23 protein-coding genes are annotated in these 26,787 nt (G+C 61.1%); 6 read left to right on the top strand and 17 right to left on the bottom strand.

Features of this window, described 5'->3' with window-relative positions; all coding sequences use genetic code 11:
* Positions 1-82: 82 nt before the first annotated feature.
* On the bottom strand, positions 83-1,057 hold the full coding sequence (locus tag ACP7BX_RS04800; protein ID WP_426128223.1) for a 2-hydroxyacid dehydrogenase: 975 nt from the start codon (positions 1,055-1,057) through the stop codon (positions 83-85).
* Positions 1,058-1,119: 62 nt separating this feature from the next.
* Positions 1,120-2,088, bottom strand: coding sequence for a LysR family transcriptional regulator (locus ACP7BX_RS04795; protein WP_016974978.1), 969 nt, complete (start codon positions 2,086-2,088; stop codon positions 1,120-1,122).
* A gap of 182 nt (positions 2,089-2,270) precedes the next feature.
* On the opposite strand from ACP7BX_RS04795, the gene ACP7BX_RS04790 reads away from it, so the two are divergent.
* From ACP7BX_RS04790 to ACP7BX_RS04775, 4 genes are read left to right on the top strand one after another with little or no spacing between them, the layout of a single operon-like run.
* Entirely contained in the window at positions 2,271-3,782 is a 1,512-nt protein-coding gene (locus ACP7BX_RS04790; RefSeq protein WP_426128226.1) for an efflux transporter outer membrane subunit, read from the top strand.
* Positions 3,783-3,792: 10 nt separating this feature from the next.
* Positions 3,793-5,970 (top strand): FUSC family protein, encoded by a 2,178-nt coding sequence (locus ACP7BX_RS04785; RefSeq protein WP_426128227.1) that lies wholly within the window; start codon positions 3,793-3,795, stop codon positions 5,968-5,970.
* Positions 5,960-6,160, top strand: a complete 201-nt coding sequence (locus ACP7BX_RS04780; protein ID WP_012722318.1) for a DUF1656 domain-containing protein — start codon at positions 5,960-5,962, stop codon at positions 6,158-6,160. Before ACP7BX_RS04785 ends, ACP7BX_RS04780 begins: the two co-directional genes overlap by 11 nt.
* Before the next feature lie 10 nt (positions 6,161-6,170).
* Positions 6,171-7,031, top strand: coding sequence for an efflux RND transporter periplasmic adaptor subunit (locus tag ACP7BX_RS04775; protein WP_133074614.1), 861 nt, complete (start codon positions 6,171-6,173; stop codon positions 7,029-7,031).
* Positions 7,032-7,038: 7 nt separating this feature from the next.
* Here the strand turns inward: ACP7BX_RS04775 and ACP7BX_RS04770 are convergent, their stop codons facing one another.
* The 3 genes from ACP7BX_RS04770 to ACP7BX_RS04760 are packed head-to-tail and all read right to left on the bottom strand — an operon-like array spanning position 7,039 to position 8,731.
* A complete protein-coding gene (locus ACP7BX_RS04770) occupies positions 7,039-7,440 on the bottom strand; it encodes a DUF4440 domain-containing protein (RefSeq protein ID WP_314528653.1) in 402 nt (133 codons plus the stop codon).
* Positions 7,440-8,252 (bottom strand): SDR family oxidoreductase, encoded by an 813-nt coding sequence (locus ACP7BX_RS04765; protein ID WP_314528651.1) that lies wholly within the window; start codon positions 8,250-8,252, stop codon positions 7,440-7,442. The genes ACP7BX_RS04770 and ACP7BX_RS04765 overlap by 1 nt, the downstream gene beginning before the upstream one ends.
* Positions 8,253-8,266: 14 nt before the next feature.
* Positions 8,267-8,731 carry a multidrug transporter gene (locus ACP7BX_RS04760; RefSeq protein ID WP_426128230.1) on the bottom strand — a complete coding sequence of 155 codons (465 nt, stop codon included), beginning with the start codon at positions 8,729-8,731 and terminating at the stop codon, positions 8,267-8,269.
* A 206-nt stretch (positions 8,732-8,937) separates the two neighbouring features.
* Here ACP7BX_RS04760 and ACP7BX_RS04755 point away from each other — a divergent pair, with 206 nt between their 5' ends.
* Both ACP7BX_RS04755 and ACP7BX_RS04750 read left to right on the top strand, forming a co-directional pair.
* Positions 8,938-9,405, top strand: a complete 468-nt coding sequence (locus tag ACP7BX_RS04755) for a hypothetical protein (protein ID WP_426128232.1) — start codon at positions 8,938-8,940, stop codon at positions 9,403-9,405.
* 155 nt (positions 9,406-9,560) lie between these two features.
* A complete protein-coding gene (locus ACP7BX_RS04750) occupies positions 9,561-9,980 on the top strand; it encodes a hypothetical protein (protein ID WP_426128234.1) in 420 nt (139 codons plus the stop codon).
* A gap of 108 nt (positions 9,981-10,088) precedes the next feature.
* Here the strand turns inward: ACP7BX_RS04750 and ACP7BX_RS04745 are convergent, their stop codons facing one another.
* The 12 genes from ACP7BX_RS04745 to ACP7BX_RS04690 all read right to left on the bottom strand — a co-directional run bounded on the left by ACP7BX_RS04745 (position 10,089) and on the right by ACP7BX_RS04690 (position 26,263).
* Entirely contained in the window at positions 10,089-11,540 is a 1,452-nt protein-coding gene (locus ACP7BX_RS04745; protein WP_314528640.1) for a mannose-1-phosphate guanylyltransferase/mannose-6-phosphate isomerase, read from the bottom strand.
* Between the two features lie 105 nt (positions 11,541-11,645).
* Positions 11,646-12,302: an alginate O-acetyltransferase AlgF gene (locus ACP7BX_RS04740; protein ID WP_021491856.1), complete on the bottom strand. Its 657-nt coding sequence runs from the start codon at positions 12,300-12,302 to the stop codon at positions 11,646-11,648.
* 16 nt (positions 12,303-12,318) lie between these two features.
* Entirely contained in the window at positions 12,319-13,488 is a 1,170-nt protein-coding gene (locus ACP7BX_RS04735) for an alginate O-acetyltransferase (protein ID WP_426128236.1), read from the bottom strand.
* 11 nt (positions 13,489-13,499) lie between these two features.
* Positions 13,500-15,041: an MBOAT family protein gene (locus ACP7BX_RS04730; protein ID WP_314528633.1), complete on the bottom strand. Its 1,542-nt coding sequence runs from the start codon at positions 15,039-15,041 to the stop codon at positions 13,500-13,502.
* An 89-nt stretch (positions 15,042-15,130) separates the two neighbouring features.
* Positions 15,131-16,240, bottom strand: a complete 1,110-nt coding sequence (locus ACP7BX_RS04725) for a mannuronate-specific alginate lyase (protein WP_095014772.1) — start codon at positions 16,238-16,240, stop codon at positions 15,131-15,133.
* An 8-nt stretch (positions 16,241-16,248) separates the two neighbouring features.
* Positions 16,249-17,697: an alginate O-acetyltransferase gene (locus ACP7BX_RS04720; protein WP_426128239.1), complete on the bottom strand. Its 1,449-nt coding sequence runs from the start codon at positions 17,695-17,697 to the stop codon at positions 16,249-16,251.
* A gap of 11 nt (positions 17,698-17,708) precedes the next feature.
* Entirely contained in the window at positions 17,709-19,298 is a 1,590-nt protein-coding gene (gene algG / locus ACP7BX_RS04715; protein ID WP_314528629.1) for a mannuronan 5-epimerase AlgG, read from the bottom strand.
* Positions 19,298-20,785 (bottom strand): alginate export family protein, encoded by a 1,488-nt coding sequence (locus tag ACP7BX_RS04710; protein WP_133074605.1) that lies wholly within the window; start codon positions 20,783-20,785, stop codon positions 19,298-19,300. The genes algG and ACP7BX_RS04710 overlap by 1 nt, the downstream gene beginning before the upstream one ends.
* Entirely contained in the window at positions 20,782-22,176 is a 1,395-nt protein-coding gene (algK, locus tag ACP7BX_RS04705; RefSeq protein WP_033899571.1) for an alginate biosynthesis TPR repeat lipoprotein AlgK, read from the bottom strand. Before algK ends, ACP7BX_RS04710 begins: the two co-directional genes overlap by 4 nt.
* A 2-nt stretch (positions 22,177-22,178) precedes the next feature.
* Positions 22,179-23,345: a PilZ domain-containing protein gene (locus ACP7BX_RS04700; protein ID WP_426128242.1), complete on the bottom strand. Its 1,167-nt coding sequence runs from the start codon at positions 23,343-23,345 to the stop codon at positions 22,179-22,181.
* A 36-nt stretch (positions 23,346-23,381) separates the two neighbouring features.
* On the bottom strand, positions 23,382-24,863 hold the full coding sequence (alg8, locus tag ACP7BX_RS04695; RefSeq protein WP_426128244.1) for a mannuronan synthase: 1,482 nt from the start codon (positions 24,861-24,863) through the stop codon (positions 23,382-23,384).
* 83 nt (positions 24,864-24,946) lie between these two features.
* Positions 24,947-26,263 (bottom strand): nucleotide sugar dehydrogenase, encoded by a 1,317-nt coding sequence (locus ACP7BX_RS04690; RefSeq protein WP_314528619.1) that lies wholly within the window; start codon positions 26,261-26,263, stop codon positions 24,947-24,949.
* Positions 26,264-26,787: the final 524 nt, after the last annotated feature.

The raw sequence follows: 26,787 nt of genomic DNA, 5'->3' as shown, positions 1-26,787 counted from the left end.
ACCTTCTGTGGATCAGGGATGACGATCTATGGAAGGTTATCGACTTGAGAGGCCCATGCTTTAGGGGCATGGGCCCTTAAAGTCAGCCCTTCCACACCTGCGGGTTCACCAGGTCCTGCGGACGTTGGCCCAGCAGGGCGCTGCGCAGGTTTTCCAGGGCGCGGTTGGCCATGGCTTCGCGGGTTTCGTGGGTGGCCGAGCCGATGTGCGGCAAGGTCACGGCATTGCTCAGTTGGAACAGCGGCGACTCTGCCAGCGGCTCCTGCTCATACACATCCAGCCCGGCGCCACGGATTGTCTGGTTTTGCAGGGCTTCGATCAGCGCCGGCTCGTCGACTACCGGGCCACGGGAGATGTTGATCAGGATCGCGCTGGACTTCATCAAGCCCAGCTCGCGGGTGCTGATCAGGTGACGGGTCTTGTCGCTCAACGGCACCACCAGGCAGACGAAATCCGCCTCGGCCAGCAACTGATCCAGGCTGCGAAACTGTGCGCCCAGTTCCTGCTCCAGTGCTGGCTTGCGGCTGTTGCCGCTGTACAGGATCGGCATGTTGAAACCCAGGCGCCCACGCCGCGCCACGGCCGCACCGATGTTGCCCATGCCGACGATGCCCAGCGTTTTGCCATGCACGTCGCAACCGAACAACGGTGCGCCGACGCTGGCTTTCCACTGGCCGGCCTTGGTCCAGGCGTCCAGCTCGGCCACCCGGCGGGCGCTGCTCATGAGCAGGGCGAAGGCCAGGTCGGCGGTGCTTTCGGTGAGCACGTCGGGGGTGTTGGTGAGCATGATCCCGCGTTCGTTGAAGTACGCCACATCGTAGTTGTCGTAGCCTACCGACACGCTGGACACCACTTCCAGCTTGCTCGCGCCCTGCAACTGTTCGCGCCCCAGCTTGCGGCCCACGCCGATCAGGCCGTGGGCGTGGGGCAGGGCTTCATTGAATTGAGCGTTGAGGTCGCCCAGCTTGGGGTTGGGCACGATCACCTCGAAATCCTGTTGCAGGCGTTCGATCATTTCCGGGGTGACGCGGCTGAAGGCGAGGACAGTCTTTTTCATTGCAGGCGGGCTCATCGACTACGGAAGAATGCCAAGCACGCTAACATTCCTGTTGCGGATTGTCAGTTCGCCATCCGCACGCCGCTGAGGCTGCCACTCAACTCATACGCCACCAGTTCCGCCTGGTGCGCCGCCAGAATTTCCGGCAGCGAACCGCGCAAGTATTCCACCCAGGTCTTGATCTTCGCATCCAGGTATTGGCGCGACGGATAGATGGCGTACAGGTTCAGTTCCTGGGAACGGTAGTTGGGCATCACCCGCACCAGGGTGCCGTTGCGCAGGCCTTCGATGGCCGCGTACACGGGCAACAGGCCGACGCCCATGCCGCTGGTGATCGCGGTTTTCATCGCATCGGCGGAGTTCACCAGGAACGGCGAGGTATTGATCGCCACGCTTTCCTGGCCTTCAGGGCCGTTGAAGGTCCATTTATCCAATTGGATCACCGGGCTGACCAAGCGCAGGCAGGCGTGGTTGAGCAAGTCCTGTGGGCGCTGTGCGCAACCTTTGGCCTTGACGTAATCCGGCGAGGCACACGCGATGCTGTAAGTAATGCCCAGGCGCTGGGAGACAAAACCCGAGTCCGGCAGCTCGCTGGCCAGCACGATGGAGACGTCGTAGCCCTCATCGAGCAGGTCCGGCACACGGTTGGCCAGGGTCAGGTCGAAGGTCACGTCCGGGTGAGTACGGCGATAGCGCGCAATCGCATCAATGACGAAGTGCTGGCCGATACCGGTCATGGTGTGCACTTTCAACTGCCCGGCGGGGCGCGCGTGGGCATCGCTGGCCTCGGCCTCGGCTTCCTCGACGTAGGCCAGGATCTGTTCGCAGCGCAGCAGATAACGTTTGCCAGCTTCGGTCAGCGCGATGCGGCGGGTGGTGCGGTTGAGCAAGCGGGTTTGCAGATGGGCCTCAAGGTTGGAGACCGCGCGCGACACATTGGCCGTGGTGGTATCCAGTTGCACGGCGGCGGCGGTGAAGCTGCCGGCTTCGGCCACGCAACTGAAGGCGCGCATGTTTTGCAAAGTGTCCATGGAGTGTTCTCAGGGGAGATAACAAATTGTGACAGAAAGTTACGCCGTCCAGTGATCCCTACCAACGGATTATCGCCTGAACGGTAACAAAGATTCACAGGAATACCAGCTTATCGTCCTTTATGCCGCCCCCTAGAATTGCGCCACCTACCTCGCACCACCACCTCAGGAAGTCGCTTGCCGTGCCGCGTCGCATCAACAGAGAGCTGAAGACTCTCAGTGTCTGGGCTCTATCGTTAGCAATCAGCGGCTGCATCGGAACCGGAGGAATCGCCCCACAAGGCCAATCTCTCGACGCCAACCACCTGGCCACCGATGAAGCCATCCAGAGCGCCGCCCAGGACGCCCGCTGGCCCACCGGGCAATGGTGGCAAGCCTACGGCGACACGCAACTGAACCGCTGGGTCGACCTGGCCACGCAACACAGCCCGAGCCTGGCCATGGCCGCCGCGCGAGTGCGTGAAGCGCGGGCCATGGCTGGGGTTGCCGAGTCGGCCGAGTCGCTGCAGATCAACAGCGACACCACCCTTAAGCGCCACAACTGGCCGAAGGATCAGTTCTATGGTCCCGGCGAGCTGAGCGGTGCCAACACCTGGGACAACAATGCGTCCCTCGGCCTGAGCTACGCCCTCGACTTGTGGGGGCGCGAAAGCAATGCCACCGAACGTGCGGTCGACCTGGCGCACATGAGCGCCGCCGAAGCGCGTCAGGCCCAGCTCGAATTGCAGAACAACATAGTGCGCGCCTATATCCAGTTGTCGTTGCACTACGCCAACCGCGATATCGCCGCGGCGACCCTGGCGCAACAGCAGCAGATCCTCGACCTGGCCAACAAGCGCTTGAATGCCGGGATCGGCACCCACTTCGACGTCAGCCAGGCCGAAACCCCGTTGCCGGAAACCCATCGCCAACTGGACGCCCTCGACGAAGAGATCGCCCTGAGCCGTAACCAGTTGGCGGCCCTGGCGGGCAAAGGCCCGGGGGAAGGCGCGCAGTTGCAACGCCCGAGCCTGTCCCTGGCCGCACCGTTGAAATTGCCGTCGAGCCTGCCCGCGCAGTTGCTCGGCCAACGCCCGGATGTGGTTGCCCGCCGCTGGCAAGTCGCGGCCCAGGCCCGTGGTATCGATGTGGCCCACGCCGGTTTCTACCCCAACTTCGACCTGGTCGGCAGCCTCGGCTACATGGCCACCGGTGGCGGCATGCTGGAATTCCTGGCGGGCAAGAAATTCAACTACAACGTGGGACCTGCGATCACCTTGCCGATCTTCGACGGCGGCCGCCTGCGTGCGGAACTGGGCGAAGCCAGCGCCGGTTATGACATTGCCGTCGCCCAGTACAACCAGACCCTGGTCAATGCGCTCAAGGGCATCAGCGACCAATTGATTCGCCGCGAATCGATGGATAAGCAAGCCGCCTTCGCCGCGCAGTCGGTGGCTTCGGCGCGGAAGACCTACGACATCGCGATGATCGCCTATCAACGTGGCCTCACCGATTACCTGAATGTGCTGAATGCGCAGACCTTGCTGTTTCATCAGCAACAGATCGAGCAACAGGTGCAGGCCGCTCGCCTGAGCGCCCACGCAGAACTGGTGACGGCCCTGGGCGGTGGCCTTGGCGCTGGCAACGATGTGCCGCAAGACGCCAAGACCCTTCCGAGCAAGACCCCAGCGGCGCTGGCCGTATTTGATCACTGAGTAGGATGCGATGACTCCCTTGCCTGCACCGCTGCGCTGGCTGCATGCCCTTGAGTGGCGCCGTGGCTTTTTCGACTGGGCACGCAGCGATGGCGTGACCTGGGTGTATATCTTCAAGGTGCTGGTCGCCGCGTTCCTGACGTTGTGGCTGGCCATGCGCCTGGAGCTGCCGCAACCGCGCACAGCGATGATCACCGTGTTTATCGTCATGCAACCGCAAAGCGGCCAGGTGTTTGCCAAGAGTTTCTATCGCTTCCTTGGCACCCTGGTGGGGTCGGCGGTGATGGTGTTGTTGATTGCCTTGTTTGCGCAGAACACCGAGTTGTTCCTCGGCGCCTTGGCGATCTGGGTCGGCATCTGCACCGCCGGTGCCACGCGCAATCGCAACTTTCGCGCCTATGGTTTTGTGCTGGCCGGTTATACGGCGGCGATGGTCGGGTTGCCGGCCCTGGCCCATCCGGACGGCGCTTTCATGGCGGCGGTGTGGCGGGTGCTGGAAATCTCCCTGGGGATTCTGTGTTCCACCCTGGTGAGTGCCGCGATCCTGCCTCAAACCAGCAGTGCCGCCATGCGCAACGCCTTGTACCAGCGCTTCGGCGTGTTTGCGCTGTTCGTCACCGACGGCCTGCGTGGGCGCAGCCAGCGTGAGGGTTTCGAGGCCAGCAACGTGCGGTTTATCGCCGAAGCCGTGGGTCTGGAAGGGCTGCGCAGCCTCACGGTGTTTGAAGACCCACACATGCGTCGGCGCAACGGCCGGCTCAGTCGCCTCAACAGCGAGTTCATGAGCATCACCACACGCTTCAATGCCTTGCACCAATTGCTGGAGCGATTGCGCACAGATGAAGCGGACCATGTGGTCGCGGCCATCAAACCCGGCCTGCAGGATCTTGCCGAACTGCTCGATGGCTTCTCCGGCCGCGCGCTCACCAGCCCGGACGCGGCACGCTTGGTCAACCAACTGAGCGCCTACAAGGACGGCCTGCCCGCCAAGGTCCGCAGCCTGCGTGCGGCCTTTCAGGAAGAGCACCCGAGCGAAGCCGAACAGCTGGATTTCCACACCGCCTACGAGCTGCTTTATCGCTTCGTAGATGATTTGCACAACTACGCGCAAACCCACGCGTCCCTGGCTGACCACAGCCATGAGCGCGAGCAGTGGGACGAAACCTTCATCCCCAAGACCAACTGGCTGGCCTGCGCTGCCTCGGGGATTCGCGCGTCATTCATCCTCATCGTCTTGGGCAGCTATTGGGTGGCCACCGCCTGGCCCAGCGGCGCGACCATGACCCTGATCGCAGCCGCCACGGTGGGCTTGTCCGCCGCCACGCCGAACCCGAAACGCATGGCGTTCCAGATGGCGTGCGGAACCTTGATCGGGGCCCTGGTGGGCTTTGTCGAAATGTTCTTCGTATTCCCCTGGATCGACGGCTTCCCGCTGCTGTGCGTGATGCTTGCGCCGGTGATCATCTTTGGCGCGTTCCTCGCTTCGCGTCCGCAATACGCGGGTGTCGGCGTGGGGTTGCTGATCTTCTTCAGCACAGGCTCGGTGCCGGACAACCTGACGGTCTACAACCCCTACACCTTCATCAACGACTACATCGCCATGGTCATCGGCATGCTGGTGTGCGCGGCGGCGGGGGCGATCATCCTGCCGCCCAACAGTCGCTGGCTGTGGCGCCGGTTGGAGCAGGATCTGCGCGAGCAAGTGGTGTATGCAATCAGCGGCAAGCTCAAGGGCTTGGCGTCGAGTTTCGAAAGCCGTACCCGCGATTTGCTGCACCAGGCCTACGGTCTTGCCGTCGGCCAGCCGCAAGTGCAGCGCGACCTGCTGCGCTGGATGTTCGTGGTGCTGGAAGTCGGCCACGCGATCATCGAGTTGCGCAAGGAACAGGCGATTCTGCCGGTGCATCCGGCGTACGCCGAATCCCAGCCATGGCGCCAGGCGATCCGCGTGATGGGCCGCTCGCTGGTGCGGCTGTTCCTGCAACCGAGCGCGAGCAACCTGGAGCGTGGCCTGATCGCGGTCGACCATGCGATCAGCCGCGTGCAGGCCACCGACGAACCCTTCGCCCCGCACTTCGACACCTCGGCCCTGCGCCGGGTGAAAAGCTATCTGCACTTTATCCGCACCTCGCTGCTGGACCCGCAATCGCCGCTGGCCGCTCTAAAAGGATCCCCGCATGCCCCGTGAAATCGCGTTCCACGGCGTGTACATGCCGACCATGACCCTGATGTTCCTGATCGCGGCCGTGCTGGCCTGGGCGCTTGATCGCTTCTTGGCTGGCTTCGACCTGTACCGTTTTTTCTGGCATCCGGCGTTGCTGCGCCTGAGCCTGTTCGTTTGCCTGTTCGGCGCCCTGGCGCTGACCGTCTACCGTTGAGAATGCCCTGATGAAAAAGTTTTTCAGCCTGCTCGCGACCTTGCTGGTATTGGCCTTGGCCATCTGGATTGGCCGCACGTTGTGGGTGCACTACATGCAAACCCCGTGGACCCGTGACGGGCGTGTGCGTGCCGATATCATCAACGTCGCTGCCGACGTCACCGGTGAGGTGGTTGATGTGCCGGTGCGTGACAACCAACTGGTGAAAAAGGGTGACCTGCTGATGCAGATCGACCCCGAGCACTACCGCATTGCGGTCAAGCAGGCGCAATCGCTGGTGGCGTCGCGCAAAGCCACCTGGGAAATGCGCAAGGTCAATGCCCATCGCCGCGCCGACCTCGATGCGCTGGTGATCTCCAAGGAAAACCGCGACGACGCCAGCAACATCGCCGACTCGGCGCTGGCCGATTACCAGCACGCGCTGGCGCAATTGGAAGCCGCCGAACTCAATTTGAAACGCACCCAAGTGCTGGCGGCCGTCGATGGTTACGTCACCAACCTCAATGTGCATCGCGGCGACTACGCCCGCATCGGCGAAGCCAAGATGGCCGTGGTGGATATGAACTCGTTCTGGGTGTATGGCTTCTTCGAAGAAACCAAGCTGCCCCACGTCAAGGTCGGCGATAAAGCCGATATGCAATTGATGAGCGGCGAGACCTTGAAGGGCCATGTGGAAAGCATCTCGCGTGGCATCTACGACCGCGACAACCCCGAGAGCCGCGAGCTGATCGCCGATGTGAACCCGACCTTCAACTGGGTGCGCCTGGCCCAGCGGGTGCCGGTGCGGATTCATATCGATGAAGTGCCGGAAGGGGTGTTGTTGGCGGCGGGGATTACGTGCACCGTCATCGTCGATCAGACACAACACTGAAACGGCGTTAAGCCTTGATAAACGTTTCATGCAAATGGCGCCACAGCAACGCGCCACTGGCCTGCTTCTCGAACACCACCGTGGCACGGCGGTCCGTCTGTGTACCGCTGGCATCCACCTGATGTTCGCGATAGGTCACCGTGGCGCCACGCGCATGGCGATCGATGCCGGCCATCTCGCTCAAGGTGATTTTCAACCCCTGGCGCATGCCGCCCAACCGTGTAAACAAGGCGTTGACCCCGGCCGCGTTGACCCGTGTGCCGGTCGCCGGGGCAACCATGCTGAACTCCGGGGAGAATCGCGCGAGCAGGTTTTGCAAGGTGCCCTCAGGTGCAACCCCGGCAAACCATTGCTCGATCTCGACGTGGGTCTGGATCACTTCTTCAAAAAAGTCGCTGTAGTCGATCATCACAAACTCCGTTCCAATCCAAAGCGTTTCTTCAAAACGCGCTCCAATAAACCTTTGGGCAGTAACGCGGCCATCAACGGTAACGCTCGGCTGCCATTCCCGGCGCGCAGCAAACGCGGTGGCGCGGGTTGCTGTACGCCCTTGAGCACTTGCGCGGCAAACCGGTGGGCCGGGGTAGGGTTGTCTTGCGAGGCCTGGGAGCGGGCGCGGATGCCGTCGCGCAGCGGCCACCAGGGGGACTGTTCGTTGATTAACAGTTCGGCCTGGGCCCCGGCGTTTTTGGCGAAGCTCGTATCAATAGCCCCTGGCTGCACCTCCATGACCCGCACGCCAAACGGCGCCAGTTCCATGCGCAGCGCATCGCTCAAGGCGTGCACGGCCGCTTTGGACGCGCAGTAGGCGCCCGCAAACGGCGTTACCAGCACACCGGAAACACTGCCGATGTTCACCACCAATCCCTGGCTGCGGCGCAGGGCCGGGAACAACGCCTGGGTCACGCCGACGATGGAAAACACGTTGGTTTCGAATTGGCGTTGCATCGCTTCGGTGCCGCCGTCGAGCAACGGACCCATGGCGCCATAACCGGCGTTGTTGATCAGTACATCCAATTCGCCCAATTGCTCGGCCAGGCGTTGCAGGGCGGCGCTGTCGTTGACATCCAGTTCAACGGCGTTGAAGCCCGCCGTGGCGAGAGCGGCGACATCCACCGGGCGGCGGGCGCTGGCCCAGACGGTGTAGCCGGCCGCTTTGAAGGCGTCCGCCAGGGCGCGGCCGATGCCGCTGGAACAACCGGTGATCAGTACGTTGGGCATGGATCGATCCTTAATCAGTCCGAAAAACTACCTTGCAGGTGCTCGGCACGAAATTCCAGGGTTTGTGCGCGGTAGCCGGGGCGCAAAGGCGGAGTGGGCAGACAGTCTTCCCAGGTGGCGCTGGCTTGCAACTCACCGGGGCCGCGATAGCGTGGGGCGGCGTAGACGTTGTCGGCGAGGTTCACCGTATCGCCCGGCGCATACGCGGCGACGCGCCAGCGCAACTCGGTGAGCGGCACATCGTTGCCGTTGTTCAGCGTCAGTTTGAGCGGTCGGTCGGCGGGGCATTCGTCGGCGGCGTAGATGATGCGCAGCTCCAGGCGGGCCAGTTGGGAGGCTTCGCGGTTGTCCAGCCAGACCACCCAGATCGCCACGAACCCCAGGCCGACGGCGGCAGCCAACGACACCGGCAAGGCTTTGGCTGGGTAGCGCAGCAGCAGGACCAGCCAGGTGATGATCAGTAGGACGCCGAAGAACATGATGACAACCTCATATGCGGATAAAACATCCTACCTGCGGGGTGGGCTTGATGCCTATTGCGGCTTGCGCTCTTGAGGGCGCGCAGCTGTTTATTTTTTAGAGACAGGAACCGGTTTCGAGATTTTTCCACTGAGACTGAGCACGGAAGGAAGCACTTGCAAAACCAGGACGGTCCTTAACCTAAAACTTGCAAAGCGAGATTTTTATGACCGTTTCAACTATTTCGACACCCGTACTGACGTCTCCAATTGCGCCAACACCTTTGGCAACCGCCGCACCAGCGCCCACCCAGACGGGGGCAACCCATCCTGAACATGAGGCCAGTTCATCCATGGTACCTCGTATGCAAAACCTAGGGCTTACGAACCTGCGGCAGACGTTGATGCAAGGCATCAACGAGCACCTTGCTTCATACGTCTCTCCGCGGCTTTCCATGCTGCCGAACTCGGACCAAGCCCAAGCAGCTGCCATGACGATCTTTGGGGGAGTGGCAAAAACGGTTGGGAAGAACATGGCGAAAACGGGGGGGGCAACCACAAAAGCCGTCGGTACGGCTTTAATGTGGGGGGGCAAAACTACCGAGAAAATTGGCAAGGCCGAGTATAAAGAAGCGGGTAAGGACAACAGCAGCGGCAGTTACAACGCCTTTGCCCCGCGTAACTGGGCGAAGTAGAACTAAGGAGTCCTCTGCCCAGCCGCCTTCGGGTAAACGACGCGGTCGGCTGGGCGAGAGGGAACCTGATGACTCATTTTTTCCACAGATCGAACATAGGGAAATACAGACTACCCAAGTGGGTATCACCGCAATCTGACCCAGTGAGACGAACTATGATCGCATCAGCCATTATTGTCCCGGCCGTGACCTCTGCACTTGCCTCTGTGGCATCTTCTCTTATCCTTCCCCAGCGAACGTCCGATGCTGGCGCGTCCGCGCAAACGAGTGCGAACGCGTCCTGTCGCCCGTTGGATCGAAGACAAGGTCAGAAACTGACGAGCTTGCAGCAACAGATACTGGAATCGTCCCAGGGTTGTTTCCCGAAGACGCGTCCTGACAGCGCCAGTGTGAACGCCCAAAAAGCCAAGGGGGTCGGGATTGCCATGGGCGGTGCTGTGGTCAAGGACGTTGGACATACGATTGCCAACAGTCACGGTACGCTCGGCAAAGTCTTGGGTACGGCGATGGCTTTGGGGGGACAGGTTGCCCAGTTGTACGGGGCTGAAAAAATCCAAAATGCTGACCGTCGCTAACGGCGCTCACAATGCCTGCGGGGTATTCGCGGCATTAAAAAGCCCCCGCCCAACCGGCTGCGGATAGGGGACGCAGTCGGCTGGACGGGGGCTTCTTGTACGACTCTTTTACTGCGCGATAGTTTTCACCGACACGCCACGTTCAACCGGGGTCGAGCGACCGTAGATATCTTCAAAGCGCTCGATGTCGTCTTCACCCAGGTAGCTGCCCGATTGCACTTCGATGATCTCCAACGGGATCTTGCCCGGGTTGCGCAGGCGGTGCACCGAGGCGATCGGGATGTAGGTGGACTGGTTCTCGGTGAGCAGGAACACGTTCTCGTCACAGGTCACTTCGGCGGTGCCGCTGACCACGATCCAGTGTTCGGCGCGGTGGTGGTGCATCTGCAGCGACAGGCACGCGCCTGGCTTGACCGAGATGTGCTTGACCTGGAAGCGACCGCCCATGTCCACCGAGTCGTAGGAGCCCCACGGACGATAGACTTCGCAGTGGTTCTGGGTTTCGCTGCGGCCCTGGTCGTTGAGGGTCGAGACCATCTGCTTGACGCCCTGGACCTTATCCTTGTGGGCAATCATCATCGCGTCTTTGGTTTCCACCACCACGATATTGTCCAGGCCGATCACCGACACCAGTTTGCCGTTGCCGTGGATCATGCAGTTGCGGCTGTCCTGGATCACCACGTCGCCTTTGCTCACGTTGCCGTGGACGTCTTTGTCGTTGACGGCCCACAGCGAGGCCCAGCAACCGACGTCACTCCAACCGGCACTCAGCGGCACCACGCAGGCGCGCTGGGTTTTTTCCATCACGGCGTAGTCGATGGAATTGTCCGGGCAGCAGGCGAAGGTGGCTTCGTCGAAGGACACGGTGTCGGCGGTCTGCTCGCTGCGTTCCAGGGTCAGCAGGCAGGTGTCGTAGATGTCCGGGTCGTGCTTTTTCAGCTCTTCGAGGAAGCGGCTGGCGCGGAACAGGAACATGCCGCTGTTCCAGAAGTAACCGCCGCTTTTGACAAACTCCACGGCGCGTTTTTCATTGGGTTTTTCCACGAACTGCTCGACGCGGCTCACGCCCTCGGGCAGCAGCGAGTCGTTGGTGGACTTGATGTAGCCATAACCGGTTTCCGGACGGGTGGCCGGTACGCCGAATAGCACCATCTCGCCGCGCTCGGCGGCCACGGTGGCCAGGGCCAGGGCGCGTTGCAGGGCTTTCTGGTCGTCGATCACGTGGTCGGCGGGGAGCACCAGCATCAGCTCGTCGCGGCCTTCATTGACCAGCATCATCGCGGTGAGGGCCACGGCCGGTGCGGTGTTGCGGCCGAACGGCTCCATCAGGATGCGCTGGCTTTCCAGCTTACGCGCGGCCAGTTGCTCGTTGACGATAAAGCGGTGGTCCTTGTTGCAGACCACGATCGGGGTGTCCATGCCTTCGAACACCAGGCGTTCCAGGGTTTGCTGGAACAGCGTGTGCTCGCCGGTCAGGGCCAGGAATTGTTTAGGGAACTGTTTACGGGAAAGCGGCCAAAGACGTGAGCCGCTACCACCGGAAAGGATTACTGGAATCATGGGTGTTTCTCCTTGAATCGATTTGGGTCAGAGCTACGAAGGTTTGTCGTTTCACTCTTGTTTTTGTCTCGGTCCGGGTTGGTCTTAACCAACCCGGAAAATGGATTAGCGGGTCGACACGGGGCGTTTCACCCAGACTGGCGACAGGCTTGAACCGGAACCGGTGACGTACAGCACCGCTGCCTCACCACGCTCCAGGGCTACGGGCTTCACATCGCCAACTTTCTTGTCACCGTCATACAACGCCAGGCTCACTTTCACCGGGTTGATTTCACGCTCGCCACGGCCTTTGGCAGCGACTGCCTTGACCACATCGGTCTTGCCGTCAGCCGTCTTCAAGGTCAGGGCCTTGTCGCTGAGGTTCTGCACGCGCACCAGGGACTTCTGCTTGTTTTTGAACGGTGGCTCTTCGATCAGCTGTGGCTGGCCGCTGCCGCTGTTGACCAGGGTGTAGTAGTGGTCGGCGGCGAGTTTGACCGGCACGGTCTGGCTGCCGACCTTGGCGCTGTAGTCACCGCCGGGCATGAAGCTGAAGTCGCTGCTGGCCAGTGGTGCAACGTCGCTCAGGTTGGTGGCGCCGACGGTGGCGCTGACTTCCTGGTTGCTGGCGTTGTAGATCCGCACGAAGCTCGAACCTTTCGGCGCGGTAGGGCCGTAGAGAGCGGCGTCGCCACCGGCGAAGGCGGACATCGATACGAAGCTCAGGCCGGCCGCGATAGCCAGGGTTTTAGCGAGACGACGAGGAGTTGTAGTGAAAGTCATGTGAGTTACCTCTCTTTCAGTTTTGCGCCCGGTCGGGCGTCTCGGATTTAGTGTTGATAGCCATGTTCTGTTGGCGCGAACCGGCTTGTTTAAGCTGCGCAACCCACGCGGGGTCGGCATCACCGATTTCGTTGTTCACGGGCAGATAACGTTCAGGAAACTCCCAGATCAGCACCTGGGGCGGGCTGTTCTTGAAGTCATCGCTTTTGAGGTAGCTGAGCATCGGCAGGATCGGGCCGTGGCCGTCTTCGGCGTAGCTGACCACGTCGCTGCCCAAGGCTTGCTTGAGGGCGCCGACGAAGTTCCAGTTGGGGTTGGCGCTGTAGCTGGTGCCCACCAGGGCCACTGGGGTTTCGCTGTCGCTGAACAGGGCGTCGTCACCTTTGGTTTCGGCCAGGTGCGTCACGCGTTTTTCCAGCGGCTCTTTCGGCGGCATCAGGTTTTCGAACAGCGGGTCCAGCGGCAGGAACAGACGCAGGTCGCCTTTGTGCGGCTCGGTTTTTTCCGCCTCGGTGACAAAGCGCTGTGGCTCGCCACTCAGTGGCGTCTTGTCCGCGATGGTCTTGGCCAACTGCTTGGCGGCGATTTCGGCACCGTCCGGGGTCCAGTGGGTGTCGGTGCGCAGGAACACTTGCTTGCCGCCGAGCTTGGCCTGTTGCAACGGGCCGAGCAGGTCCGGGGCGATGATCTTGTCGGCCGCGACACGGGCGTGGAAGTCGTCATACAGGTTGGCGTGGATGCTGGCCGGTTTCACTTCACCCAGGTGTTCCGGGTACAGGCGCACCTTGGCTGGCACAATCGCCATCACCAGTTGAATGCCTTGGGCCTTGAGCTTCTGACGCACGCCTTCGACCAGCGCGTAGTTGCCTTGCAGGTTCTGGTCTTCGTTGACGGCGGGGTTGAACTCCTCGTCGCTGTACAACCAGTGATCGCGGCCCAGCACCACGCCAGGGCGGCCTTCATTGAACAGCTTGTAGTCCAGCGCTGCCCACAGGTTGGTGCCGATGCGCTTGATCGGGAACTCGTCGTCGTAGTGGGTCTCGACGGCTTTGGTCCAGCGACCATTGAGCACGGTGGCGTCGGCATTGGTGCTGAAACCGAAGAAACTGCGCAGCGACCAGGCGCCCAGGGCCAGCAGCACCACCAGGAACAAGCCGATATAGAGGACGCGTAATGAACGGGTCATGGTCGGCTCCCTCAGAATTGGAAGTAAAGGAACGGCGAGAAACTCTGCGCCGACAGTTTGAGAATCGACGCCACGAACAGCAGCAGCACTGCAGCGCGCATGGCGTAGCGTGGCCAGTCAGCGGTCCAGTAGGCCGGCTGCACGGCGGCATCCTGGCCCACGGTGAAGCCGGGTTCGTGGATGCTGCCTGGGTTGTCGCCCGGTACGGCCTTGATCAGGCTCGGGTCGGCCGGCTGGGTTTTCTCGGTCTTCTCGGCAGGGCGATTGGTGTAGAAGTCGCGCAGGCCAAAGAACGCCAGGGTTGCGTACGCCACCACCAGGGTTGCCACTTGCAGGCCGGTGAGGTTGGCGCGGTTGAGTTCTGACAGCGACCACTCGCCAAAGCTGAACATCGCACCGTACATACGGCCGGCGACGTGCAGGTTCTCGGCGCGGAAGATTACCCAGCCCATCACCACCAGCAGGAAGGTGAAGGCCCAACGCACCGGGTTGAAGCTGCGCGGCGAAGTGTTGAGGCCGATGGCTTTTTCAATCGCCAGCCACATGCCGTGCCACGCACCCCAGACGATGTAGGTGATGTTCGCGCCGTGCCACAGGCCACCGAGCAGCATGGTCAGGAACAGGTTGCGGTAAGTGGTCAGCGTGCCTTTACGGTTGCCGCCCAGGGTGATGTACAGGTAGTCACGCAGCCAGGTGGACAGGCTGATGTGCCAGCGCCGCCAGAACTCGGTGATCGACTGGCTGATGTACGGCTGCTTGAAGTTTTCCATGAAGCGGAAACCCATCATCAAGCCCAGGCCGATGGCCATGTCGCTGTAGCCGGAGAAGTCGAAGTACAGCTGCGCGGTGTAGGCCAGCGCGCCAAGCCAGGCATCGCCCGTCGTTGGGTTTTGCAGGGCGAAGCAATGGTCAGCCACCACCGCGAGGGTGTCGGCAATGAACACCTTCTTGATGAAACCCTGCATGAACCGCGTGCAGCCCTCGGAGAACTTGTCGAGGGTGTGGGTGCGGTTGTTGAACTGGTCGGCCAGGTCGCGAAAGCGCAACACCGGGCCGGCAATCAGGTGCGGGAAGATCGCCACGAACGCCGCAAAGTCGATCAGGTTGCGGGTCGCCGGGGTATCACCACGGTACACGTCGATGATGTAGCTGATGGACTCGAAGATGTAGAACGAGATCCCGATCGGCAGCAGCACGTGGGTCAGGATGAACGGCTCCAGGCCGGCCGACTTCATCATGACGTTGATGCTGTCGACGCCGAAGTTGGCGTACTTGAAGTAGCCGAGGATGCACAGGTCAACCACCACGCCGAGCAGCAGCCAGCGCTGGGCCGGCTTGGTGCGCACGCCGGCTGCACCGACTTTGAGGCCGATCCAGTAATTCCATAGCGTCACTGCGGCGAACAGCGCCAGGAAGTCCACTCGCCACCAGGCGTAGAACACGTAGCTGGCCAACAGCAGCAGCAAGTTGCGATAGCGTTGCCCGCTCAAATAGTACAAGCCGAGAAAGATCGGCAAGAACAGAAACAGGAACACATTGGACGAGAAAACCATCCCGATCTCTCCATGTTTAACCAACAGTCAAGGGCTACAGCCCCCCCAAACCCCCCCCACGATTTCGGGGGAGGTTGTATTGCGTTCAATCAGCTGCCTTTGTTGCCTTTTTCATGCGTCGGGTCGTAGACCTTGGTCAGGTCACCCCCGAGGCGGAACGTCTTGAACGGCTGCATCCCGTGCTTGCGCTCGAGCACATCCGGCGCACAGGTGTAGAGGGTGCAGAAGGGTTCGAGCCAGGCGAATTTCATGTCCTGTTTCAAGTCCTTCATGTCCTGCTCTTTGCCGTTCTTCTGTTCGAAGATCTCCGGGTCTTTCACCCCGGCCAGAACTTTGTCGCCCAGGCGTTTGAGTGCGCCGTTGTTTTCCTGACGCAGGTCGACACCGTTGACCAGGGCAAAACTGGCGATCATCGACAGCGGCGGCAGCGCGTAGTTGTGGTACGACAACGCGCGTTGCTGGCGCTTCAATTCGTTGGGCAGGAAGCCTTGGTCGTCGACCTGGTTCACGCCGACCTTGTATTCCTTCACGGCCCAATCAAACAGGTCGCGACGGTTGACGGCGACGGACGTGGCCATCACCGACCAGGCAGCCCAGTAAGAGTGGTTGTTGGTTTTTTCCAGCGGCAGGTTGTCCCAGTCGCTCACCACCTGATCGGCCAGTTTGTTGAACCAGGCTTCGATCAGCTGCGACTCCTGCTGGTGGTTGGCCAGCGGGTGCGAGTCGGAGAACTTCAGGCGCACATAGGCCGAGGCCATGCTGCCCAGCGCCCATTTGCGCATGGACTTGCCGGTGTGGTTGAAGTCCTTGGACATCAGTGCGTCTGCCTTGGCCCAGCTGGTCAGCCAGTTCAGGGTGCATTCCAACTGTTCCGGACGACCGTCGCGCATGAACTGCATCACGCGCTTGCTGGTGTCTTTTTCCAGCTTGGTGATATCGGCGGTGCTGTCGCGAAAGGCTTTTTCGGACTGGGTATTCAGGGTGGCGCGGGCTTTGTCCGAACCTTCGTACTTGCTGCGAAATTGCAGCGAGCCGGTGTACGGCGCCGGCATGGCGTCGCAGTCATTCTTGAAGTCGCCGGTCTTGAATGCTTCCACGGGGGCGAAATAGCCCTGTGGCGGACGCAGTGGCGCGGCGGCGTTGACTGAACCGGCGAACATCGCCAGGCCCAGCAGCGTTGGAATCAATAACTTCTGCATAGGTAACCTCATTGCCCTGTCGAGGCAGTCTGTTGACCGCCCGCTGGGAATACGTTGCGTGTGCAAATTTTCGCTTCAACCTTCTGCGCAGCCTGGCCTGCTTCCGGGCCTTGGACTTCCACGGCCAGCAAGTTCTGCGAGGCCCAGTCTTCATCGGTACGCAGTTCGAAGGCGAAACGCCCGTCTGTATCGGATGTTTCGGGTTTCTCGATCTTGATGTCCTCGTGGCGCCCGTTCATGTACCAGAGGGTGGCTTGCAGGGTTTTCACCGACGGGTCGGCGAAGCGGATATCAACCTGGTGATTGGCATTACGCAGGTCTTTGTTCGAACTGTTCACCATCAATTCGTTCTTGCCGGGCTTCAACGAAGTGCTGGCCGTCATCTGTGCCGGCTTGCCTTCGCAGCCGTTGTCCAGCAGCGACATCATCTGGCGGTAGATGGTCTCCTGGTCCAGGCGATACAGCGGCGAGAACTCCCAGATGAGGATTTTTGGCGGGGTCTTCTGGAATTCGTCGCTGCCCAGGTACTGGATCATCGAGCCTTCAAGACCACCGCCAGGGAAGGCGACGTTGAGGATGTCGGCGCCGATTTCCTGTTCCAGGAAGCCGGCGAAGTTGTAGTTCTTGCCGCTGTGGCTGGTGCCCACCAGGGTGATCTGCGGGTTACCCGAATCGCCGAACAGGTCGCCGTCGCCTGCCTCGCCCTTGGGCTCGGTGGTGAACTGGTCCATGTACTGGATCGCGTAGCTGGTGCCGCAGAGTTGCCCGGCCATGTTGTGCAGGGTGCCGGTCTTGCCCATGCGTCCGGAGCGTTTGGTCTCGAATTCGCGCTTCGGAATATCCGCGAACTCCGGCATGGCGCGTACTTTCTCACCGACGATTTTCGCGGTGCGCTGGGCGCCATACGGAGTCCAGTGTTGGTCACCACGGAAGTAGAAATCGTGGGCCGGCAACTCGTCCGGCAACTGCTCGTTGGTCAACGGCGACAGGTCCGGCACCACGTAGCCCATCTTGGCGAAACGGCCGAGCATGGTTTTGTAGTTACCCAGCGCCTTGTCGAAATCGAACTTGGCTTTCTCTTCTGGGTTGAGCTTGTTGCGGTTCACCAGGCCACGGGTCGGCTGGTAGACCACCACCAGTTCCACGCCCTTGGCCTTGAACGCATCGTGCAGCTGTTGCATGCGCTTGTAGCCGGCCGGAGTGGTGTCGAATTCGGTGCGCAGGTCTTCCTGGGTCCGGAACAGCCAGTCGCCCTGGGCTTGTACCAGGGTGGTGAAGTTCTGCTGGTAGCGCGTGGTGTAGTTGCGCGCATCGTGGGCGGCCGGGCACAGGCTGCAGCACGGCTCGGCGGTGAAGGTCGGCGCCTTGATTTCGTCGGCGCGCACGCCCTGGCTGGCCGCGAGCAGGCCGAGGGTCAGACCCGAGAGGCTCAGCAGTTTGATCATGTGTGGGTGCATAAGGGTCATCCTCAGTCCTGCAATTCGGTCTGGCGTTCGACAGGGTCGATCAGCACGGCTTTTTGCTGGCGCACCAGCAGGTCGAGAATCTCTTCCTGGCGATCGCCCAGCACGCCGTTGAAGCTGATACCGCTGGATTTGGTCGGCGCCAGCATCGACACGCGGTACAGCTCCACGCTCAACGGTGAGTCGATGGACAGCGGCCCGCTGCCGTTACCCGCCAGTTCACCGCCGACCACGATCAGCGAGACCTTGGCGTCGAACGGGTCGAGGGCGATGTCACGGTCGGTGTCGGTCAGGTCCTTGATGTGGCCGTACAGCCCGGTCAGGCCGTTGGCCATCGAGGTGTTCTCGTACAACTTGATGTTCACACTGTTACGCACGCGGATACCGTGGCGACGGTTGGCAATCACCTTGTTGCCCCACAGCAGGTTGTCGCCGCTCTCATAGAGGGTGATGCCGTCGGTGTGGTTACGGTAGAACTCGTTGTCGGCCACGATGTTGTTGACGCTGTTACGGTCCAGTACCAGGCCCGAGAGCTTGTTGTCGTAGCTGCGGTTGTTGAAGATGAAGCTGTCGTTCACTTCTCGGGAAATGATGATGCCGTGCTTCTTCTTGGTGCCGTAGACGGTGTTGTCCGCGATGATCAGGCCATGGGAACGGTCGTGGGGGTCAATGCCGTAGACGATGTTGTCCTTGTAGGTATTGCCCTTGATCACGAAGTTCGTGGTCTCGTAGCAGTAGAAGCCGTACCACATGTCCGAGAACTCGGAGTTGATGATCCAGCCGGTCGGCTCGGGACGCTTGAGCACCTTGGCCATGTTCGGCGTGTACTGGGAAATACTCACCCCGTACGACTTACTGTTGGCGTAGCCGAAACTGGCCATCTTGGTGTTGGAGATATACGTCTCGGTGCCACCCCAGGCCAGCAGGAACGGGCGGAATTCCTTGGGCGACTTGAACAGCGCCGGACCGTTGGCCTTTTCGCTCCAGCCGGTGACTTTGGTGTCACGCACAAACAGCTGGCCGTCGTTGATCAGGAACGAACCGGCTTCCTGGGACAAACGCAGTTCCTGGGTCTTCTTGTCGATTTCCAGGATGCCCTTGCGGCCAACCACGATCGGCAGCCTGGCCACGATCACACCCGGCGAGGTCTCGCTCAGGTACTGCTTGGGCACTTTACCCAGCAGATCCTTGAGGTTCATGTAGCCGTCGTCGACAAAAATCGCTTGGGGAATGCCGTGCTGGCGTACCACCCACTCGGCCATCTTGTTATCACCGCCGATGAAGTCCTTGAGGGCGTCTTCCTGCATCATGCGGCGCAGGCTGATCTTGCCTGGCTTGCTTCTGACGATTTTCTTTTCCATCGCCGCATCGGTGTAGCCCGACAGATCCGGCAGGGCCGGCTTGGCCATTTCCAGCGGCGCGGTCGGCGGGCTGGAGATGGTGTAGGTCTTGGCCTGTTGCAGCTCTTTGGCGATGGTCGGCGCTTTCGCCTGCGGCGCGACATCGGCCAGGGCAGCACCGCTTGCCAGCAGCATCGCTGCTGCCAACAGGGCCGAGCCTTTGAGGGCTTGAGGGTTCATTGCGCAGGCTCCCATCAGAACTTCCAGATCACGTCGACAAAGGCGCGATGCATGTACGAATCGACCTGGCTGCCATAGGCGTCACCCGGCTTGAACACACCGGCACGGAAACGCACCAGGGCCGACGGCTCGTCAATCGACTGGCTCAGCGCAGCCGGCAACAGGCCGGTCTTGAAGTACTTGGTGACGACCAGGTCCATCTCTTGGCCCAGGTCTTTCTTGCCGTCTTCAAGCGGCAGGGACGTGCTGGACAGGATCGCGCCGGTCACGTCGTCGGTGTTGTTCTGCACCGCATCGATGCCGTTGCTGCCGACCGGCTTGTTGCCGTCGACACGCCAGAACTTGTGGTACACGAGGCTTGCGTCATAGTCCTCGCGCAGCTGCCAGGAACCGAACAGGCTCATGGACTGCATGTTGTTCATCTCGCCGCGGAAGGCTTCGCCGAAGCGGTGCACGCGGGACTGGGTACCGGTCCAGTTCGAACGGTTGCTCTGCAGGCCGTTCTGCTCGTACTCGGCGCTGGCGCGGGAGTAGGCCGCACCGACTTGCCACTGCGGATCAAGGCGCAGACGCACGCCGAGGTCGGTGGCCCAGCCACTCACGTCATCGCTGCGCTTGGCATTGGTTGGGCGAGTGCCGTCGGCGTTCAGCGCGTTGACGGTGTCACGGTCGCCTCGCATGCCGGTGACGCTGGCCCAGTAGTTGACGGTATTGGTGTTGCGCCAGTTGTAGGCGTCGCTGTTGGCTTCGATGCCGAGCCAGCTCAGGTCGCCGTTCTCACGCTTGTCCAACGAGTCGGTCGGCACGCCGGGTTCCGGGTAGTCGAGCTTGCCGTTGTCATGGGTGTGGTGGCCGCGCAGGCCGATCCACTGACCGGGCGTCCACTGGTAGGCAGCGTCGGCGTACAGGTGCTGACGGTCCTTGTCCTTGGGCGACAGTTCCTTGAGGTCGGTGCGGTATTCGCTGAAGCGTTCGGCAACGCCGACATTGGCCTTGAGCAGGGTGGTGTCGAACGTCCAGTTCAGCGCTTCGATGTTGGTGTCGCGCCATTGGCCGTCGTCGTTGCGCAGGCGTTGGCGACCCAGCTTGAGGATCTCGCCAGGGTAGGGCGTGAAGCCGCTGTAGCCGACCCAGAACTCACGCATGGCCAAGTAGTTTTTCTTGGCCTTGCGGTCGTTGTTGGTGGTCTGCTGGTTTTCGTCATCGGCCGACTGCTGCAGCGGGTCGGTCTCGATGATGTCGCTGGAGACCACGGCCTGGCCCATGGCGTAGGCGCTCCACGCGCCGCTTTCGCCGTAGATCCACGGGCGCAGGTCGAGGCCGACGCCGTTGACGTCGCCGCCTTTCTGCGTGCCCAGGTCGCGGTCGTCTTCGGACTGCGCGGTGGCTTTGACTTCCAGGCCGAAGTTCTTGGCTTCGGTCAGCGCAGCCAGGGTCGGGCACGACCACAGCAGGGCGAAGGTCAGGCCGATACCGGCCTTGACGAATGGATTGAGCTTCATAGGGATTCCTCGCCGTCGTCTTCTTCATCCAGGGCGTGCAGTTGCAGCGTGCTCTGGGCCAGGGTGCCGCGGGCGGCCAGTTCCTGTTGCACCAGGCGTTGGCCTTGGGCGCGTTGCTCAGGCGTCAGCGGGGTTTCCAGCTGCGTGGCCAAGTCATTGGCTTCTGGCGTGTCCTGGGCTTTGGCCAACTGGCTGAAGACATAGGCATTCAATGGGTCGGGCTTGGTGCCCTTGCCTTGGGAAAACAATTGGGCGATGGCGAAATCGGCGCTGTTCTGGCCGTTGCGCGCAGCGGTCAGCAAATGGTCCAGGGCTTTTTGCGGGTAGACCTTGCCCAGGTAGCCACGGCGATAGATCTGGCCGAGGTAGTAATCGGCGGCCACTTCCTTGCCTACGGCTTTTTCGAAGTGCGCTTCGGCGGCCTTGGCGTCAGCCGGCACCCACTTGCCTTCGTAGTAGAGCTTGCCCAGCAACAGCTCGGCGCGCGGTTGGTCGGCGGCGCGGCCGTTGTCCAGATACTTCATCATCTGGTCGACGTCACCCAGTTCCGGGAAGTCGTAGAGCAGTTGTGCCAGGCTGACCCAGGACGCCGGGTAGCCAGGGGCGATTTTTTCCAGCAGGGCCTGGGCGGTTTTTTCGTCCGGCTGGCCGAGGGTGGCATCGCCGAGTACGCGGGCAACACTGTCGACGCGTTGTGCAGTGACGGTGCCACGGCTGTAACCGGCTTCCATCTGCTTGAGCAGCTCGGCTTGTTTTTCCGGCTCGGCTTTTTTCTGGTAGACCGTGGCCAGCTCGACGTAGCAGATGTCGGTGGTGTTGAGCGCGGCCTTGCAGATGCGCTCAACGTCATCCAGATGCTGGTCGTAGGTGTCCTGGGTGCGATACAGCAGCACCTGGGCCAGGCCAGCTTCCGGATAACCGGCTGCCTGCCATTTGCTGATCTGCTGCTGGGCATTCACATTCGGGAAACTGTGGGGGTATTGCAGGTACAGCATCGCCAGCGGGATCAGGGTGTTGCCTTCGCCATTGGCAAAGGCTTTTTTCAGCAGGCCTTCGGCTTCATGGTGTTCGGCTTCAGTGCTGCCAGGCTTGGCCACCAGCAGGCGACCGAGGCGGGCCTGGGCGCGGGGCGAAGTGTCCGCCGCCGCGCGGTAGGTGGCTTCGGCCTGTTTGATTTGCGCCGGATCGCGGGTGCCTACCTGGATATCAGCTAAGCCCACTTGGGCCTCGCTGTAGCCCAGGTCTGCCAGTTGCTGGTAATTCTGCTGCGCGGTGACGGTGTCGCCACGTTTCAAAGCTTCGTTAGCCAGGCGTTGGTCGGGCAGGCCGGCGCAACCGGCGAGGGCGATGGCCAGCGCCAGGGGCACCGGCAGGTTTCGAAGGGCGCTCATGATTAAAGACCCGCAGCCATGGCTTTATCGATCAGCCAGTTCAGCGAGGGGCCACGGTCGCTGGTCACTTCTACCGGGCGACCGGCGTAGGTGCTGTCCAGCGGTGCGTCAGGCTTGATCTGCACGCGGATGTCGGAGGACAGGTCGGCGCTGTTCAGGCTGGTGCTGCTGACGATGGTGCCGGTGCGGATCTGTTCTTCGTCGGCCACTTGGAAACTCACCGGCGTGCCTGGGCGAACATCGGCGAACTGGCGATAAGTGAAGCGCGCTTCCACATTGGCCAGGCTGCCGCGTGGCACCAGTTGGAAGATCACGTCGCCTTTGTTGGCGTACTGACCGTCGGCGACCATTTGCTGGGCTACCACGCAATCGCAAGGCGAGGTCAGAGTGCCGGTCATTTGCTTGCCGAACAGCTCTTCGACCTTGGCCGGTTGCAGTTGGTCTTCGTCCAGGTGGCCCTTGAGCACATCGAGCATGCTGGTGCTGAAGGTGGCGAGTGGCGCGCCTTTGGCGGCGACCCCGTCACCTTTGAGCAGGCTTTGCACAGTACCGTCGCGCGGCATGGTCACGTTCATGCCGGGTACGCTGACCAGGCCGGCCTGGGCGTGGCTGACGAAGTACATGCCGTACACCGATTTGAAGATGAAACCGAAGGCGGCCAGGCCGACGATGAAGATGCCTGCGCTGAACACCACGGCGCGTAGACGGCCGGCGGCGGTCATGTTGCTGCCGCCATCCTTGACCTTGCGCGCCTTGGTGAAATTGTCGCGTTGCAGGGTCGCCAGCACGTCGCCCATGGTCACGATGTCACCGGACAAGTGCGAGGTGATCAGGTGGCGCAGGGTGGAAATATCCTGGGCGTCGAGGTTCTGGAACTGGCAGCCGGTACGGCCGCTTTGTCGGTCGTAGGAGCGAATCTGCAGCTCCACGTCCATGGCCAGGCCCAGGTTATCGATCACGAATTGCAGGCGGCCCTTGTGCACTTCGCCGACGGTCAGCGGCTGGGTAGCGGTGAACGCCAGGCCGCCGGCGGACAGGTCGATCACCCGTGCTTCGGTCTGGGTGCGGTCGGTGTTGAAGAAGCGCAGCTTAGCCGGGATCTTGACCCGGGCATGTTGGCGCTGGGCTTCGGATTCGTGGACAACGTTAGCGTTTACTTGGCTGTTCATCAGGGCATTCCTTAAGTTAATTCAGGCTTGGCAGGGTCAGACCATCATCAGCAACACGGCGACGAAAATGCTGCCGGCGGAGAAGGTCATGGTCCGAGACGACCAGGTGTTGAACCAACGTTGAAAGCTGGCCAAATCGCGGGTCAGTTTGGTGTCCTGGCGGGTCCAGGACTGTTGATCAAGGCGGAAGAACACGTAGATCTTCACCAGTGCGCCCATGATCTGGTTGTAATAGAGAATCGCCGGGTAAGCCGGACCGATGGTGTGGCCGGAGCACGACAGCAACAGGGTGAGAATCAAGCGGGTAATGCCGATCCACAGCAGGTAGGCGAGGATGAACGCGCCGCCGTACTTGAAGGTGGCGATGATTGCCACGGTCAGGCCGAGCAGGGAGGTCCACATCGACACGCGTTGGTCGAACAACACCACGCTGGTGAACAGACCCAGGCGGCGTACACCCAGGCCCAAGGCGCGGGAGTTCTGGCGCAGGTTGTTGCCGTACCAGCGGAACATCAGCTTGCGGCTGGCCTTGATGAAGCTCTTTTCCGGCGGGTGTTCCACGGTATGGATCGCCGCGTCTGGCACGTAGAACGTGTCGTAGCCCAGGCGCATCAGGCTGAACCAGCTGGACTTGTCATCACCGGTGAGGAACTTGAAGCGGCCCAGGCGCCAGTGTTGCAGCGAGTCGCTTTCCACGTCGGCGATAAAGACGGGGTCGGTGACCACGCTGGCACGGAACACCGACATACGACCGGTCATGGTCAGTACGCGCTTGGACAGGGCCATGGAGCACATGTTGATGTGGCGTTGGGCGAAGCGCAGTTTGTGCCACTCGCTCATGATGTAGCCGCCGCGTACTTCACAGAATTCGTTGGTGGTGAGGCCGCCGACATTGCCGAACAACTGGAACCACGGCACGGTCTTGCGTACCACGCCTTCGGCGAGCACGGTGTCGCCGTCGATCACCGCAACGACTGCGCGGTCATCCGGCAGGTGGCGGGAGATGGCGCGGAAACCAAAGGCCAGGCCGTCGCGCTTGCCGGTGCCGGCGATACGCACGAAGTCGAGCTTCACGTGTTCCGGCGGGTTCATGCGTTCCCACAGGCTTTTCACCAGCAGCTCATCGGACATTTCCACCAGCGAGCAGACCACGGTGGTCGGGAAGCCGCATTCGATGGCTTCACGGATCACCGAGCTGTAGACCTGCGCGGTGGTCAGCGCATCGATCCGGAAACTGGTGACCATCAGGAACACATGGGACGGGTCGGCGGCCTTGCCCAGCTTGCGCACTTTGCGGCGCAGGTGCGGGTAGACCACGTACAGGAACAGCATGCCGCGAAAGAAATGCGTAGCGCCCATCGAGTAGCGCCAGATGCCGACGGCGCCAATCAGGAAAATAAAATTCTTCGACTCGGAGTCGAACGTACTCGCCGGCAGCAGCAGGGCGAGTCCCATCAGCAGGCTGAGGAAGAACAGCCAGCCGGCGGATTGGAGCAATATGTGTTTTAACTTGGACATAAGCGTCATCCGAAGGTGAAGAAGGCTCCAGGCTGCCAGCGCAGGGGATTAGGACGCTGGCAGCTTGGAACTGGCCGTTGCTGTTACCAGCAAATGCCTTCGGTACGACCGCTCGTGCTGGTGGCCTTGGCCATGAAGCCCACCAGGTCGATCACTTGCTTGCCGTGCGGTGCGTTCTGCGCCAGGGCACGGAATTTCTCATCGCGGTTGCCCAGGATGATCACGTCGGAGTTGTTGATCACGTCGTCGAAGTCCGAGTTGAGCAGGGACGACACGTGTGGGATCTTGCCTTCGATGTAGTCTTTGTTCGCGCCGTGGACACGGGCGTACTCGACGTTGCTGTCGTAGATGCTCAGGTCGAAACCCTTGCCGATCAGCATTTCGGCCAGCTCTACCAGCGGGCTTTCGCGCAGGTCATCGGTACCGGCCTTGAAGCTCAGGCCCAGCAAGGCGACTTTGCGCTTGTCGTGGCTGGAGACGATGTCGAAGGCGTTCTGCACCTGGGACTCGTTGCTGCGCATCAGCGAGTTGAGCAGCGGCGCTTCCACGTCCAGCGAACTGGCGCGGTAGGTGAGGGCGCGCACGTCTTTTGGCAGGCACGAACCACCGAAGGCGAAGCCTGGGCGCATGTAGTACTGGGACAGGTTGAGGGTCTTGTCCTGGCAAACCACTTCCATCACTTCGCGACCGTCGACGCCGACGGCCTTGGCGATGTTGCCGATCTCGTTGGCGAAGGTCACCTTGGTGGCGTGCCACACGTTGCAGGTGTACTTGATCATTTCGGCAACGGCGATGTCCTTGCGGATGATCGGTGCGTCGAGCTCTTCGTACAGCGACTGCAGGACATCGCCGGAGGCTTTGTCGAATTCACCGATGACGGTCATCGGTGGCAGGTCGTAGTCGGCGATGGCGGTGGATTCACGCAGGAATTCCGGGTTGACCGCGACACCGAAGTCGACGCCGGCTTTTTTGCCCGAGCAGTCTTCGAGAATCGGGATCACCACGTTGGCCACGGTGCCTGGCAGCACGGTGCTGCGCACGACCACGGTGTGGCGGGTGGTTTTGTCACGCAGCACCAGGCCGATTTCGCGGCATACCGCTTCGATGTAATCCAGTTCCAGGTCGCCGTTTTTCTTGCTTGGCGTACCGACGCAGATCATCGACAGGTCGGTGTCGCGGATGGCTTCGGCGAAGTTGGTAGTACCGCGCAGCCGGCCGTTCTGAATACCCTGGCTCAACAGCTCGCCCAGACCGGGTTCAACGATTGGCGATTTGCCCGCATTGATCAGGTCAATCTTGTCCTTGGAGATGTCTACGCCCACCACTTCGTGGCCACGGGCAGACAGGCAACCGGCACACACTGCGCCAACGTAACCCAAACCAAATATGCTGATGCGCATCGCATTTACCTCTTTGTCATTGAAGACGGTGTTAATCATGCCAATTAGATGGCGAGTTCATGTTTGCAAGCGTCACTGATGCCACGGAAGTTGGGCGAATAGACGCCGACTTACCGCGTACAGGCATGTTAATTAGTGAGTGACTAACTATTGCACTCAAGTTGTGCGCAACTTGGCCTTGTTATTGGGGCTTGCCCTGAAATGCAGCCGGCCTTCCTGGGGGAAGGTGCCGACGCCAGTGCCGCAGGGTGCAGATAGAGGCTTAAAGCCTTTATTTATCAGCACCTTGGGTGTCATCACTGACACATTTAGGTAAGCGCTGCCTTGGCCTATAGGGGATAGCAATTCATCCTTATCGCCGCCCTCAACTCATATCAGTTGATGATATGACCCATGAGTCAAAGTTGATGGGGCAACTTTGCTACTTCCTTGGGTCGTTATGTAAGTCATCTCTTACAGAAACAGAGAATTTCGTTACCGGTGGTATGAGCCGTGCGTTTAGACGAAGTTCCAGGCCGCTCATC

The organism is Pseudomonas sp. DWP3-1-3b3 (assembly GCF_049896305.1).
GTDB classification, from domain to species: Bacteria; Pseudomonadota; Gammaproteobacteria; order Pseudomonadales; family Pseudomonadaceae; genus Aquipseudomonas; species Aquipseudomonas azotoformans_A.
The sequence above is the reverse complement of the archived record's forward strand: the minus strand, read 5'-3'. Positions and strand labels throughout refer to the sequence as shown.